The sequence below is a fragment of the Pasteurella sp. WM03 genome, from assembly GCF_004570945.1.
Lineage (GTDB): Bacteria > Pseudomonadota > Gammaproteobacteria > Enterobacterales > Pasteurellaceae > Rodentibacter.
Genome location: NZ_SPPO01000001.1, coordinates 263,231 through 278,017, shown reverse-complemented (window position 1 = coordinate 278,017; position 14,787 = coordinate 263,231). Strand labels below are relative to the sequence as shown.

The following is a 14,787-nucleotide window of genomic DNA, read 5'->3' as shown; positions in this document are numbered from 1 at the left end:
CTCTTGTTGTTTTTTTATGCACCTCAAATCATTGTTTTCTAAAAATGTATTTTTAGCCGTAAAACCTTTCAGTGCACTGAAAGATTCATTTCGACTCGGTTATACGAAAAAATCACTATTTCGAGATATCATTGCAGGCTTAACGGTCGGAGTCATTGCCATTCCTCTTTCTATGGCATTAGCGATTGCGAGTGGTGTCGCACCACAACATGGGCTTTATACCGCAATTATTGCAGGTATTATCATCGCTCTAAGCGGTGGTTCACGTTTCAATGTTTCCGGCCCCACAGCCGCTTTTGTCGTTATTTTATATCCAGTGACCCAGCAGTTCGGCTTGAGTGGTTTGCTGATGGCAACCTTACTTTCCGGTGTAATTTTAATCTTAATGGCGCTATTCCGCCTCGGTCGACTAATTGAATACATTCCTCTACCCGTTACTCTGGGCTTTACCTGTGGGATAGGTATTACCATAGGAACGCTGCAAATTAAAGATTTTCTAGGGTTAAAGATTGAACAAATGCCCGCTCATTATTTGGAGAAAACTCATGCTATTTTTACCGCACTTCCAACCATTAGTTGGTCAGATACAATTGTGGGTGCCACAACATTATTGGTATTAACACAATGGCATAAACTACGTGTTGCGATACCTGGTCATTTACCAGCTGATAATCGGAACTATACTGGCATTACTCTTACAGCATTTCGGTTTTTATATCGAGACCATTGGCTCTGCATTCCAATATACGCTACCGGACGGCTCTATAGGACAAGGAATTCCCAATGTATTACCCGATTTTTCCCTACCGTGGAATGTGCCAAATGCTCAAGGTGAATTGATCCAATGGAATTTTGATCGCCTACAGACCTTGCTGCCCGCGGCCTTCTCTATGGCTGTATTAGGGGCAATTGAATCATTACTCTGTGCTGTGGTTCTAGACAATATGACAGACACCAAACATCATTCAAACAATGAGTTATTAGCTCAGGGGTTAGGAAACCTCTTTTCGCCATTCTTTGGCGGCATTACAGCAACAGCAGCTATCGCTCGTTCCACCGCCAACGTTAAATCTGGTGCGGTCTCACCTATTGCCAGTGTTGTGCATGCCCTTTTAGTATTATTTGCGTTATTATTTTTTGCACCAGCGCTTTCTTATTTACCCCTATCCTCTATGGCGGCACTACTTTTAGTCGTGGCCTGGAATATGGCAAGCATACATGAAATAATTAGCCTTGCCCGTCGTTCGAGTAAAAACGAGCTTACCGTATTATTTACCTGTTTAATTTTGACTGTGCTATTTGATATGGTCATCGCCATCACCGTTGGTGTACTCTTAGCGAGCCTATTATTTATTCGCACGATTGCTGAAATGACCAAAGCCATTGAGCAAAATTCACCGGAGGATCTCAATGATGTTTTGGTTTATCGTATCAGTGGCCCTCTATTTTTTGCCGCAGCAGACAAATTGTTTGCGGAGTTACACGATAAAACTGTTCATACTGATCACGAAATCAAACATATTGTGCTACAGTGTGATGCGGTGACCGTATTGGATACAGGGGGGATTCATGCACTCACGCGTTTCGTACAACATATGCTCCCCCATCAGCAGCTTTACTTATGCAATATGCAATTCCAACCTTTGAGAATGTTAGTGAAGTCAAACAGCGCCCCGGAAATACAAAAAATCAATTTTGCTTCGGATTTAAAAGAAAGCTTTAATAAAATTCGTCATTTTGAGGGATCTAATCCATAAGGAAAAACAAAAGCGTGCTAGAATAGTGCGCTTTTTTATTAACAGATTAAAGGAATATTCAATGCGCCCGAATAATCGAGAGAATTATCAGCCTCGCCCAATTAAAATTACCCGCCATTATACTAAACATGCGGAAGGTTCCGTTTTAGTTGAGTTTGGGGATACAAAAGTGCTTTGTACTGCCACGGTGGAAGAGACCGTACCACGTTTTCTAAAAGGTCAAAACCAAGGTTGGGTAACCGCTGAATATGGTATGTTGCCACGCTCTACGCATAGCCGTATGCAACGTGAAGCCACAAAGGGTAAACAAGGTGGACGTACAATGGAAATCCAACGCTTAATCGCCCGTTCTTTACGTGCAATGGTGGATTTAAATGCACTGGGTGAGAGAGCCATTACCCTAGATTGCGATGTCATTCAAGCAGATGGTGGCACTCGTACTGCCGCAATTACCGGCGCGGCGGTTGCATTGTATGACGCAATTAATGGATTAATCAAAAACGGAACTTTAAAAACGAATCCAATTAAAGGGTTAGTTTCGGCGATTTCCGTTGGGATTGTCGAGGGAGAAGCCGTTTGTGATTTAGAATATGTAGAGGATTCAGCGGCAGAAACGGATATGAATGTCGTGATGATGGAAGACGGCCGTATGATTGAGGTACAAGGTACGGCAGAAGGCGAGCCGTTCAGCCATGAGGAATTACTCACTTTACTTGAATTAGCCAAACAAGGTTGCCATCAAATCTTTGCCGCACAACGTGAAGCCCTAGGCTTATAAGGATAGAAAATGGAACAATATAAACGTGATTTTATTGAATTTGCCCTCAGCCGTCAGGTACTGAAATTCGGCGAGTTTACGTTGAAATCAGGGCGTAAAAGTCCATATTTTTTTAATGCGGGTCTCTTCAATAGTGGGGCGGATTTAGCCCGATTGGGTGAGTTTTATGCCTCTGCAATTCAAGCAAGTGCGGTTGATTTTGATGTTATTTTTGGCCCGGCTTACAAAGGGATTCCCATTGGTACAACAGTTTCTGTCGCATTGTTTAATCGCTACGGTATTGATAAAGCCGTCTGTTTTAATCGTAAAGAAACCAAAGATCATGGAGAGGGAGGAACTTTAATCGGGAGTCCATTGCAAGGCAAAATTTTATTAGTTGATGATGTGATCACCGCAGGAACCGCTATCCGTGAATCCATGACACTCATCAACGCCAATAATGCCGAACTGGCAGCCGTATTAATCGCCCTAAATCGTAAAGAACGAGGCAAAGGAGAACTTTCAGCCATTCAAGAGGTAGAACGGGATTACCAATGTCGAGTATTATCAATCATTGATTTAGACGATTTAATGCAATTTATTGAACAAGATCCAAAATATCGTGATCACTTGCCAACAATGCGTGCTTATCGTGCAGAATTTGGCGTATAAAACTTGATAAATCGATCTTTGTCGCTATTTTAGAAAACACGCAAAAACAACCGCACTTTTTAGAGGACAGAATGAATTTTATTGGAAAAATTTTAGGGGTGTTCATCGGCTGGAAAATCGGCGGATTTTTTGGTGCCATAGCAGGATTTATTTTAGGCTCCATAGCTGATAAAAAGCTCTATGAACTGGGTGCTGTCAATTCGAGCTTTTTTAATCGAAAAACAACACGCCAAGCACTTTTTATGCAGACAACCTTTGCCGTACTGGGGCATTTGAGTAAATCGAAAGGTCGTGTGACCGAAGAAGACATTCAACTTGCCAATCAATTAATGGCACAAATGAAATTGGATGATCAAGGTCGCCGTCTTGCTCAAGATGCATTTCGCCGAGGCAAAGAAACCGATTTCCCTATTCGCCAAGTTATTCGTGAATTTCGTATTGGTTGTGGACAACGAGCAGATTTATTGCGGATGTTCTTACATGTACAGGTGCAAGCCGCATTCTCTGACGCACAATTACATGAAGGCGAAAAAGAAGTGCTTTATGTTATTGCAGAAGAACTCGGACTTTCCCGTATGCAATTTGAACAAATGATTGCGATGGAAATGGCCGCTCGAGCTTTCACCCAAGGAGGGTTTTATCAACAAGGCGCATATCAACAACGTGGCAACTATGAATATCAACAAAATCGTAACGCCTATCAACAATCTTCCGGACCAACGTTGAATGATGCCTATAAAGTGCTGGGTGTGAACGAATCCGATGATCGAAATACGGTCAAACGGGCATATCGCCGTTTAATGAATGAACATCACCCAGATAAACTCGTGGCGAAGGGATTACCGCCGGAGATGATGGAAATGGCGAAAGAAAAAGCACAACAAATCCAGGCCGCTTATGATTTGATTTGTAAATCAAAGGGCTGGAAATAAAGCGTGCGTGTCATTCTCGCCCCAATGCAAGGCGTACTCGATCCTTTTGTACGCCAACTTCTGACTGAAATCAACGATTACGATTTATGTGTTACAGAATTTATCCGTGTTGTAGATCAGTGTCTTCCTGAAAAAGTCTTTTATCGCTTATGCCCTGAACTCAAAAATCAAGGTTTCACACCTTCAGGTACACCGGTACGGGTTCAGTTACTTGGACAACATCCTGATTACTTAGCCGAAAATGCTATTCGTGCCATTAATCTCGGTTCACACGGTATTGATTTTAATTGCGGTTGCCCTTCTAAAACCGTCAATGGAAGCCACGGCGGTGCCGCATTACTCAAACAGCCTGAATTAATTTATCGTGCAACACAGGCTCTACGAAAAGCGGTTCCGATATCCTATCCCGTAAGCGTAAAAGTGCGTTTAGGTTGGGACGATATTTCCCAAGCTATTGAAATTGCCGATGCAGTACAACAAGGCGGTGCGACAGAAATCACGGTTCATGGTCGAACCAAGACTGATGGCTATCAGGCTGATTGCATTAATTGGGAAAAAATTGGTGAAATTCGTCAATCTCTCTCTATCCCCGTCATTGCAAATGGTGAAATTTGGCATTGGCAAGATGGACAAAATTGTATTGCAAAAACAGGTTGTCATGACCTTATGGTAGGGCGTGGCGCATTAAACATACCAAATTTAAGTCATGTCTTAAAATCAAATCTGCCAAAAATGCCATGGACAGAAATTCAGACAATGTTACAAAAATATGCCGAAATGGAGAATTCTCACGATTCGGGCTTTTACCATGTTGCTCGCATTAAGCAATGGCTACGTTACTTGAATAAAGAGTATAATGAAGCTAATGCGATGTTTGAACAGATTAGAACTTGCCAAACGGCTGAAGATTTGCGGAAAAAATTGGGACAAATATAAAACGAAAAGTGCGGTCAAAAGCAACCGCACTTTTGTGCTTTAAAGTTTAATCTCACTACCAATAAAGATTTAGAAATTAATACCAAGATCTATTTGTTACTGCTGTTGATACGTTGGTGACTTTATTTGTGCCAGTATCAATTTTTACCCTTAGCTGTTTTTCATTTTTCTTTTCAACACTTGGTTTCATGAAATTGTGTCCGAAAACAATACTTAATGGTAGCGTGATTGGAAAGAGTGCTACTGGAGTATAATTGCTATGTTTTTCGTAAGATTCATAGTACCAAATTTCACTTAAATCATTAGGCTGTTGATAAATTCCTGTAGGTTCACCCATAAATTCTCTTACTTCATTTTTAGTGGTAACATTAGCAATAATTTTGTTTTCGACTGATGTTAAGCTTTGTTCTCTTAACTTTGAACTCCCTTCTAGAGTAGTGCTACAAGCAGAAAGTAATGCAAGAGACACAACTATTGTACATAGTTTTTTCATATTAATTTCCTGAATGAAAATTGGTTCTAAGGGATTATTATGTTATTTTTAATGCAAATTTAATCCAGTAACTCGAAGAGCTATTTGAAATGCTGAAAGAGTTAAAAAGTGACTAATAAGGTAAGTTATGGAATCATCAGAAAAAATTAAAATTATGCGTGAAATGAATCACTGGACGCAAGAAGAAATGGCTGAGAAATTGGGAATGTCCACAACAGGTTATGCAAAAATTGAGAGAGGGCAAACGAATATGAGTGTGGAAAAATTAAAACAGATTGCACAAGTGTTTAATATCAATGTTGCACAGCTATTAGATGATGGTGAACGTTTTGTTATTTGTTCTATTGGGGATAACCACTCAAATTATAGTAATTATTTTGGTTCAAACGAAAAGCTATCTATTGAAAACGAAAAGTTAAAGCAATTACTTGAGGCAAAAGATAATGAAATTGAAGCCTTAAAAAAAGTGATAACACTATTAGAAAATACTTAATCACAGCTCAATGTTATGTATAGCAGGTGCACAAAACTGTTTTTTCGGGACACACTGTGTGTCCCCATATCTCATTGAAATGTTTGTTTTTGTGCATTTTCGACATACTACCGTAATAGCTCAAAAGTGCGCTTAAAATTGACCGCACTTTTTGCTTTAAATTTGAATATATCCATCATAAATATGAGTAGCATCACCCGTCATATAAAGTGGCTGTCCTGCTCCTTGCCATTCAATCATCAAACTTCCCCCCGGTAAATCAACTTGTACTTTGTTATCAAGCAGACCTTGCATGATTCCCACAGCTGCAGCGGCACATGCTCCACTACCACAGGCTTGGGTTTCTCCGGCCCCACGTTCATACACACGTAATTTTATATGGTTACGGTTTATTATTTGCATAAACCCAACGTTAACACGTTCAGGAAAACGTTCGTGATTTTCAAGTAAAGGCCCGAGTTGTTCAACATTTGCGCTGTAAATATCTTCTACTTGCACAACACAATGAGGATTTCCCATAGAGACCGCACCGCATAAAACGGTTTGAATGTCTGTACGCAAGATATAATTTTTTTCAAATTTATTCGCGATAAAAGGAATTTTTGCAGGCTCCCAAATGGGTTCCCCCATGTTTACACGAACTTGCCCATCGTCTTGCACCGTTAAAATCATTTTTCCTTTTTGGGTGCTAACAGCAATATTTTTCTTATTGGTTAAACCTTTAAGTGTCACAAAACGTGCAAAACAACGAGCACCATTACCACATTGTGAAACTTCAGTGCCATCTGAATTAAAAATACGATAATGGAAATCTAAATCAGGATCGTAAGGCGGTTCAACAATCAAAAGTTGATCAAAGCCAATTCCGCGGTGGCGATCTGAAAGGCGTTTAACGGTTTCCGGAGCCAAATAAACATTTTGTGTAATCGCATCGACAACGACAAAATCATTGCCCAAACCGTGCATTTTGGAAAACTGCATTGCTATCCTTAAATTCTTTAAAGTGATGGCTTCGCATTATAGTAACCAACAAAGGGAATAGCAAATGAGCAAAAACGAGAAAGAAGCATAAAAAATGCGATCAATTTGACCGCACTTTTAGCTTTGATGAATACTTACATCCAAGCATTATTACGAATAATCCCCACAGCAATACCTTCAATTTCAAAATAAGGCTGTTCTTCCAAGTTTACAACAATAGGCTGAAATTCTTCGTTTTCGGCGTGAAGATAAATTATGGAACCTTTACGCTCATAACGTTTCACTGTAACCTCATCTTCAATACGTGCAACAATTACCTGCCCATTTCTCACATCTTTTGTACTGTGGACTGCGAGCAAGTCACCATCCAGAATGCCGATATCTTTCATAGATTGCCCATAGACTTTAAGCAAAAAATCTGCTTGTGGTTTAAACATTGTGGCATCCACACGATAAGTCCCTTCAATATGCTGTTCTGCAAGAATCGGCTCACCTGCCGCAACACGGCCAATCAACGGTAGTCCTTCCTGCTCATCACTTGTACCATCATCTAAAATACGGATACCTCGTGATGCGCCAGAGATAATCTCAATCGCCCCTTTCCGAGCTAATGCTTTCAGATGTTCTTCCGCCGCATTAGGGGATTTAAAACCCAATTCACGCGAAATTTCGGCTCGTGTTGGCGGCATCCCCGTTGTTTCTAAATGCCGTTTTAATAAATCCAATACTTCCTGTTGTCTATTGGTTAATGGTTTCATAGCCACTCCTGTTGTTATATACAGAGATTATGTCATTATATACAGAAGAAAGGCTGTTGCAACCGTTATTTATATTTCATACCAAAATTTTAAGGGATTATAACTGGTCTAATATGATATTATTGAGTCGATAATTGATAACAAAAGAGAACCTGATTATGTCGAGTATCGTGAATGCCTATCGTAAACTGTTAGAATTTCCCTTATCGTTCTTAGTAAAAAATAATCCTATCCCAGCCAATCCAGCTGAAGAACTTCAACTTAATCTTTCCCAACCTATCGTCTATGTTTTACCCTATACCTCTCAAACCGATTTTGTGATTTTCCGTCGAAATTGTTTGAATGTAGGTTTACCGGATCCCGCTCAGAAAAATGATGTGCATGGCGTCAGTTTGCCCCGCTATGTGTATTTAGATGAGGGACGTCGTTTTTTTAAATCAAAAGGTGCAAAAGACGAAACTACTCAGGTATTTAACAACTATTTAGAATTACACCGCACCTTTGAAGATTTAGATGTACAAATCGTACCGGTTTCCGTTCTTTGGGGGCGCTCACCGGGACATGAAGATAAAGCAGCTTTACCCAACTTACGATTATTGAATGGTGTACAAAAAACCTTTGCGGCGATTTGGTTTGGGCGTGATACCTTTGTGCGTTTTTCTCAAGCAGTTTCATTACGCTATATGGTGAACGAATATGGTTCTGATGAGAAAATGGCACAAAAATTAGCACGTGTTGCCAAAATGCACTTTGCCCGTCAGCGTATTTCAGCTACGGGGCCACGTTTGCCGAATCGTAAAGCGATGTTTAATAAACTTCTACAATCCACTGCTATTCAAGCGGCAATTGAAGATGAGGCCAAAAGTAAAAATATTAGCCGTGAAAAAGCAGAAAAAGAAGCCTACAAAATTTTAGATGAGATCGCAGCAGATGTGAGCCATTCTAGTCTTAGAGCGGCAGATCGTTTTTTACGTTGGCTATGGAATAAGTTATATTCCGGCATTGATGTACAAAATGCGGATCGTGTTCGTAAGCTTGCCCTTGAAGGTCATGAGATTGTCTATGTCCCTTGCCACCGAAGCCACATTGACTATTTATTGCTTTCTTATGTACTTTATCATCAAGGCTTAGTCCCTCCCCACATTGCGGCGGGAATTAACCTTAATTTCTGGCCGGTAGGCCGTCTTTTCCGTAGTTGGGGGGCGTTCTTTATTCGCCGTACTTTCAAAGGTAATCGACTTTATTCCGCTATCTTCCGAGAATATTTAGCAGAATTATTCCATCGAGGCTATTCGGTAGAATATTTTATTGAAGGTGGGCGTTCCCGTACCGGTCGTTTACTCGCACCCAAAACGGGAATGATGTCAATGACCTTGCAAGCCCTTCAACATAATCAAAGCCGTCCCATTTCAGTCGTTCCTGTTTATGTGGGCTATGAACACGTGTTGGAAGTGGACACTTATGCAAAAGAATTACGCGGTGCGGCAAAAGAAAAAGAAAACGCAGGCTTGGTGATTCGTGTGATTAAAAAATTACGTAATTTAGGACAAGGTTTCGTGAATTTTGGTGAGCCGATTACGCTATCCAATTATCTCAATCAACATTTTCCTAATTGGAAAGAAAATAACCACGAAGACAAACCTCATTGGTTTAATCAAGCTGTAGATATGGTTTCCCGCCAAGTGATGATTAACATCAATAAAGCAGCGGCTGTCAATGCTATGAATTTAGTGGGAACAACGCTACTCTCCTCTCGTCAGCGCGCCCTTGCCCGTGAACAATTGCTTGAGCAATTGGATAGCTACCAACAAATGTTGCAAAATGCACCTTATTCCGAAGATATGGTCATTCCAACAGATTCACCTAAAGCGATGTTAGAACACGTATTAAGTCTTGATCGTGTCGGTGTATTAATTGAAAAAGATAACTTTGGTGAAATTGTTCGTCTTGAACGCACCTCAGCGGTATTAATGACTTACTATCGTAATAACATTCAACACGCCTTTGTTTTACCCTCTTTGGTTGCGAGTATTGTGCTCCATTATGAGGCAATTCAGAAAGATCTCTTATTAGATGCCGTCAGTAAAATCTACCCATTCTTAAAAGGCGAACTTTTCCTACATTTCAATCAGGAAGAATTAAAACAACAAGTAAGCAAAATTATTACGGAATTTACACGTCAAGGGGTAATCCATAACCGTGAAAATCTCCTTTCTATCGACCGTTCAAAAGTCCGAATTTTACAACTTTGGTCTGCCGGAGTGCGTGAAATTTTACAACGTTACTACATCACAACGACTATCTTACAGAAAGACCCACAAATCTCCCGTGCAACCTTAGAAAAAGAAAGTCAGTTAGTCGCACAACGCCTGTCAGTCTTACATGGTATTAATGCACCGGAATTCTTTGATAAAGCAGTATTCTCTGCATTTATTGCGAATTTAAAAGAGGAGGGCTATTTTGATGAGCAAGGTCAGGGTAATCTTCCTTATTTGAATGCATTATCCTCCATCCTTGAGCATCTCATTTCCACAGAAATTAGCCTGACCATTAAAGGTACGGTTGAAAAAGCAGAAGAGATAGAATAGCAATCAAAGTGCGGTTAAAATTCAAAACGATTTTAACCGCACATTTTTTCTAATTGCTACCCTAATGCCACATCTAAAATCATCATCAACGAAAAACCCAACATTAAGCTGAGTGTCGCAATATCGGTATTACCGTTACTTTGTGATTCGGGAATAAGCTCTTCAACCACAACGAAGATCATCGCCCCTGCTGCAAAGGCGAGAGCATAAGGAAGAATTGATGTCATGGATATCACAAATAATGCACCAATCACAGCACCAATAGGCTCAACAATGGCGGAGAAAGCTCCGTAAGTAAAGGCTTTCATTCTGCTATGCCCTTCAGCCCGAAGTGGCATAGACAACGCAGAGCCTTCCGGCACATTTTGTAACCCCATACCAATCGCAAGCCCAATAGCACTTAATGTCAAAGGAAGGGTATCTGCATTTTCACTAAGCGTTGCCACAGCACCAAATGCCACACCAATCGCAAGCCCCTCAGGAATGTTATGAATAGTAATTGCCAAGAAAAGTAACATGGATTTGGATAATCTACGGCGGGGCTGCATACCTTCCGCCTCTTCAATCGGTTTACTTAAATGCAAATGAGGAACAAGGTAATCCACTCCACGTAAAAATAATCCCCCTATCAAAAATCCAACGAGCGTCGGAAGCCAATACCATTCACTTTGGTTTTGTTTACTAAATTCAAAAGATGGCTCTAGTAACGACCAAAAAGAAGCGGCAATCATTACGCCGGCAGCAAATCCCATCATACTATCAAGCAGTTTCTGATTAACCTGTTTAAAAAAGAACACAAAGGCAGAGCCAAAAATCGTGCAAAACCACGTAAATAAGCCAGCGATCAATGCCTGTAATACCGGGTTAAGCGATAAAAAAGAATAAAAAAGTGTCGTCATAAAATCCCTCATAAAAACTATGCCTACTATACATTTGCAAGAATAAAAGCTCAATCTGTTAATCTGATAGGCAAATAAAAATACATTTTCTAACCGCTCTTTAAGGTTTTCCAAAATAAATTCCCTTTAAAGGTTGAAAATTAGGGTGATTTATTGCGATAATCCCAAAGATTTTTGGGTGATCTTTTCGCAACCTTTTGTGGTTTTGCTTTCTCTTTTTAAAAGATCAATTTTGAGTAAATTTATCGTTAGAAAAAAACAATGGCTGAAAAACGTAATATTTTTTTAGTGGGCCCAATGGGAGCAGGTAAAAGCACTATTGGACGCCAATTAGCACAGCAATTAAACATGGACTTTTTAGACTCCGATGCCGTTATTGAAGAACGTACCGGTGCAGATATTAGTTGGATTTTTGATTTAGAAGGAGAGGAAGGTTTCCGTAAGCGTGAGGAACGGGTCATTAATGAATTAACACAGATGCAAGGTATCGTACTCTCTACCGGAGGCGGGGCAGTGATGTCTAAAGATAACCGTAATTATCTATCTGCTCGTGGCATTGTGATTTATTTAGAGACGACTGTTGATAAACAATTCCAACGTACACAACGTGATAAAAAACGACCGCTCTTACAAGGTGTTGATGATCCTCGTCAAGTCTTGGAAGAGTTAGCAAAAATTCGCAATCCACTTTATGAGGAAATTGCCGACATCACACTTCCAACCGATGAGCAAAACACCAAAGTAATGGTGAATCAAATTGTTGATTTAATTGACAATATGAATGGATTAAATAGTTCGCTTTAATATAAAAAGGGATAAATTATGTTGTGCGTCAATGTAGAGTTGCAAGAACGTCGTTACCCGATTTTGATTGGTAGTGGTTTACTCCAAAATGAACAAAATTACCCGGTAAAGCAAGGGGATAGGGTAATGATTGTGACGAATCCTACTGTCGCACAATTTTACTTGGAAAGCGTCATGACAGCACTTCAAAAGCAAGGGGCTGTTACCGAGTATGTTCTCATTCCCGATGGTGAAAAATATAAAACCCTTGAGTCATTAAACCTAATCTTTACTGCGCTTTTAAAAGCGAATCACGGGCGTGATACAACAATTATCGCCCTTGGCGGTGGAGTGATTGGTGATGTCGCCGGCTTTGCTGCGGCAAGCTATCAACGGGGAGTGCGTTTAATTCAGATTCCAACCACGCTACTTTCACAAGTGGATTCTTCTGTTGGCGGAAAAACTGCCGTCAATCATGAGCTCGGTAAAAATATGATTGGTGCTTTCTATCAACCTTCCATGGTGCTGATCGATACTTTGACACTCAACACACTACCAAAGCGTGAAGTGAATGCAGGCCTTGCCGAAGTGATAAAATACGGTGCCATTCTTGATAATGAATTTTTTGTTTGGTTAGAAAAACATATTGATGATCTCGTCGCACTGAAACAAGATACACTTCAACACTGTGTTGCACGCTGTTGCCGGATCAAAGCGGATGTGGTTGCTCGCGATGAAACAGAAAAAGGTGATCGTGCCTTACTCAATCTCGGTCATACATTTGGTCATGCTATTGAAACCCATTTAGGTTATGGCAATTGGTTACATGGTGAAGCAGTTTCTACAGGAATGATGATGGCCGCAGCACTCTCTGAAGAATTAGGTCATCTTTCTTTAGCAGATGTCTCTCGCCTAGAAAAACTCCTTGCCCGCGCCAATTTACCTACGGTATCACCCGATACTATGCAACCGGAAGATTACTTACCGCACATGATGCGTGATAAAAAAGTGCTTGCCGGTAAACTTCGTCTTGTGTTGCTTAAATCGCTTGGTCAAGCCTATGTCGCAACAAACACTGATCATACCCTCGTGTTAAACGCTATTCGACGTTGCACACAAACGGACTAAAATGCCACGTCCGAAAAAACAAATTAAGTCAAATATCAAACACCGCCCATTTTTAAAATGGGCCGGTGGTAAATTTCGTTTAACGGATGAAATAAACAATGCTTTTCCAAAGAAAAAACAATGTTTAGTTGAACCCTTTGTTGGTGCCGGTGCAGTATTTTTGAATACAAATTTTGAACGCTATATTTTGGCGGATATCAACCCTGATTTGATTAACTTATTCAATATTATCAAAGCTGATGTTGAAGGCTATATCAAAGCCTGTAAACCCATTTTCTATGCACCAAATGCCAACACCCCAGAATATTACTATGCTAAACGCCGTCAATTTAATGAATCTAACGATCCTTTTGAACGTTCTATCATTTTCCTCTACCTCAACCGCTTTGGGTTTAACGGTTTATGTCGCTATAACAGCAAGAATGAATTTAATGTCCCTTTTGGCGCCTATAAAACCCACTATTTTCCAGAAAATGAGTTACGCTATTTCGCTCATAAGGCTCAAAGTGCGGTCTTTTTTTGTGGTGATTTTCAAGAAACCTTTGAACTGGCTGACAATACCTCAGTGATTTATTGTGATCCCCCTTATGCGCCACTGCATCAACATACCAATTTCACCGGTTATGCCGGAAATGACTTTGGTTTGGAGCACCAACGCACCTTAGCAGAGGTTGCGAAAAAAATACAAAAAGAGAAGCAAATTCCCGTGTTGATTTCCAATCACGATACAAAATTCACGCGTGAACTCTATAAGGGTGCGAAATTTAAAGCAATGAAAGTTCAGCGTTCTATTAGCCAGAATTCGGAAAAACGAGTTAAAGTGAAAGAGTTGATTGCTATTTTTAAAGGGTGACTTTCTTAAATTCAGGGTTAATCTTTATCTCTAACCGTTTCACTTGCGGATAGTCAATTTGGATAAATTTGAGGGATTCTGTCTGACGAAATAAGATCCCTTGTCGCACAATCGCATTCGCCACCTCAATAAAAAGGCTATCACCATTAATCCGGCCAATCCGGAATAAACCCTGAAATTCCTGTGGAAAAGTGAGTTTAAGTTTTTGATTTAATTCGTGAATTGCTAATCCTTTTCTCATCATTTGAGAAAAAGAAGATTGCTCAATAACATCCACAATATTGACCGCTTTTTGATAACGATCTGCCTTGTTTTCCATGAAATAACCCCAATAAATGACATAGATTTAGATTTCCGCTACAATACACGCAATTTTTATAAGAAACAATGAGATGATGATTTCAGGCAAAAGCCCCCCTTATTTTTGGTCGCGGTTACTTTTAAGTGTAATTGCGATTTTTGCTTTGCCCAATGCGCAAAGTTTAGAAAATAAAACCACAGAAAATTATTCCTCGAGTGTTTCTGTACAACAAGTATTGGAAACGACAAAGATCGCATGCCATGTACAGCGATCTTCCGTTCAGCCTTTCCCAATTTCCTATTCAGAAAAAAAACGGACTGAAATTCGACCGCACTTTGTGATGGCGGTATTCAACGTTCAAGCGCCCATTCGTGCCGGCCCTTTGCTCATTTAATTTTTTAACCACCTTTAAAGAAAGTGAAATGAGAAGATTCACATAAATATTACGATGAGTGA

The 14,787-nt window shown here is 40.1% G+C and carries 15 protein-coding genes and 1 pseudogene; 11 read left to right on the top strand and 5 right to left on the bottom strand.

Annotated features, from left to right (window positions below; translation table 11 throughout):
- The first annotated feature begins 16 nt into the window (after window positions 1-16).
- The 5 genes and pseudogenes from dauA (at window position 17) to dusC (ending at window position 5,054) form a co-directional block, all read left to right on the top strand.
- Window positions 17-1,757 (top strand): annotated as a pseudogene (gene dauA, locus E4T92_RS01355) (C4-dicarboxylic acid transporter DauA).
- A 61-nt stretch (window positions 1,758-1,818) separates the two neighbouring features.
- Window positions 1,819-2,535 carry a ribonuclease PH gene (gene rph, locus E4T92_RS01350; protein WP_135093129.1) on the top strand — a complete coding sequence of 239 codons (717 nt, stop codon included), beginning with the start codon at window positions 1,819-1,821 and terminating at the stop codon, window positions 2,533-2,535.
- A 9-nt stretch (window positions 2,536-2,544) separates the two neighbouring features.
- Window positions 2,545-3,186: an orotate phosphoribosyltransferase gene (gene pyrE / locus E4T92_RS01345; RefSeq protein ID WP_135093127.1), complete on the top strand. Its 642-nt coding sequence runs from the start codon at window positions 2,545-2,547 to the stop codon at window positions 3,184-3,186.
- Between the two features lie 71 nt (window positions 3,187-3,257).
- Window positions 3,258-4,118 carry a co-chaperone DjlA gene (gene djlA, locus E4T92_RS01340; RefSeq protein ID WP_135093126.1) on the top strand — a complete coding sequence of 287 codons (861 nt, stop codon included), beginning with the start codon at window positions 3,258-3,260 and terminating at the stop codon, window positions 4,116-4,118.
- A 3-nt stretch (window positions 4,119-4,121) separates the two neighbouring features.
- On the top strand, window positions 4,122-5,054 hold the full coding sequence (dusC, locus tag E4T92_RS01335; RefSeq protein WP_135093125.1) for a tRNA dihydrouridine(16) synthase DusC: 933 nt from the start codon (window positions 4,122-4,124) through the stop codon (window positions 5,052-5,054).
- Window positions 5,055-5,130: 76 nt separating this feature from the next.
- Here dusC and E4T92_RS01330 read toward each other — a convergent pair whose 3' ends face one another.
- On the bottom strand, window positions 5,131-5,547 hold the full coding sequence (locus E4T92_RS01330; protein WP_135093123.1) for a hypothetical protein: 417 nt from the start codon (window positions 5,545-5,547) through the stop codon (window positions 5,131-5,133).
- Between the two features lie 127 nt (window positions 5,548-5,674).
- On the opposite strand from E4T92_RS01330, the gene E4T92_RS01325 reads away from it, so the two are divergent.
- Window positions 5,675-6,040, top strand: a complete 366-nt coding sequence (locus tag E4T92_RS01325) for a helix-turn-helix transcriptional regulator (RefSeq protein ID WP_135093122.1) — start codon at window positions 5,675-5,677, stop codon at window positions 6,038-6,040.
- Between the two features lie 156 nt (window positions 6,041-6,196).
- Here the strand turns inward: E4T92_RS01325 and dapF are convergent, their stop codons facing one another.
- Both dapF and lexA read right to left on the bottom strand, forming a co-directional pair.
- Window positions 6,197-7,021 (bottom strand): diaminopimelate epimerase, encoded by an 825-nt coding sequence (gene dapF / locus E4T92_RS01320; protein WP_135093121.1) that lies wholly within the window; start codon window positions 7,019-7,021, stop codon window positions 6,197-6,199.
- A 134-nt stretch (window positions 7,022-7,155) separates the two neighbouring features.
- Entirely contained in the window at window positions 7,156-7,779 is a 624-nt protein-coding gene (gene lexA, locus E4T92_RS01315) for a transcriptional repressor LexA (RefSeq protein ID WP_077541532.1), read from the bottom strand.
- Window positions 7,780-7,937: 158 nt separating this feature from the next.
- Here lexA and plsB point away from each other — a divergent pair, with 158 nt between their 5' ends.
- Window positions 7,938-10,367, top strand: a complete 2,430-nt coding sequence (gene plsB / locus E4T92_RS01310; protein ID WP_135093120.1) for a glycerol-3-phosphate 1-O-acyltransferase PlsB — start codon at window positions 7,938-7,940, stop codon at window positions 10,365-10,367.
- Window positions 10,368-10,423: 56 nt separating this feature from the next.
- Here the strand turns inward: plsB and E4T92_RS01305 are convergent, their stop codons facing one another.
- Window positions 10,424-11,266: a ZIP family metal transporter gene (locus E4T92_RS01305; protein ID WP_135093119.1), complete on the bottom strand. Its 843-nt coding sequence runs from the start codon at window positions 11,264-11,266 to the stop codon at window positions 10,424-10,426.
- A 261-nt stretch (window positions 11,267-11,527) separates the two neighbouring features.
- Between E4T92_RS01305 and aroK the strand changes: the two genes are divergently transcribed.
- The 3 genes from aroK to E4T92_RS01290 are packed head-to-tail and all read left to right on the top strand — an operon-like array spanning window position 11,528 to window position 14,030.
- Window positions 11,528-12,070: a shikimate kinase AroK gene (gene aroK / locus E4T92_RS01300; protein WP_077541526.1), complete on the top strand. Its 543-nt coding sequence runs from the start codon at window positions 11,528-11,530 to the stop codon at window positions 12,068-12,070.
- An 18-nt stretch (window positions 12,071-12,088) separates the two neighbouring features.
- Window positions 12,089-13,177 carry a 3-dehydroquinate synthase gene (gene aroB, locus E4T92_RS01295; protein WP_135093118.1) on the top strand — a complete coding sequence of 363 codons (1,089 nt, stop codon included), beginning with the start codon at window positions 12,089-12,091 and terminating at the stop codon, window positions 13,175-13,177.
- A gap of 1 nt (window position 13,178) precedes the next feature.
- Window positions 13,179-14,030, top strand: a complete 852-nt coding sequence (locus E4T92_RS01290) for a Dam family site-specific DNA-(adenine-N6)-methyltransferase (RefSeq protein ID WP_135093116.1) — start codon at window positions 13,179-13,181, stop codon at window positions 14,028-14,030.
- Here the strand turns inward: E4T92_RS01290 and E4T92_RS01285 are convergent.
- Complete coding sequence (locus E4T92_RS01285) at window positions 14,020-14,349, bottom strand: DciA family protein (protein WP_135093115.1); 330 nt, start codon at window positions 14,347-14,349, stop codon at window positions 14,020-14,022. The genes E4T92_RS01290 and E4T92_RS01285 overlap by 11 nt on opposite strands.
- Window positions 14,350-14,425: 76 nt before the next feature.
- Here E4T92_RS01285 and secM point away from each other — a divergent pair, with 76 nt between their 5' ends.
- Complete coding sequence (gene secM, locus E4T92_RS01280; RefSeq protein ID WP_135093246.1) at window positions 14,426-14,725, top strand: secA translation cis-regulator SecM; 300 nt, start codon at window positions 14,426-14,428, stop codon at window positions 14,723-14,725.
- Window positions 14,726-14,787 lie beyond the last annotated feature (62 nt).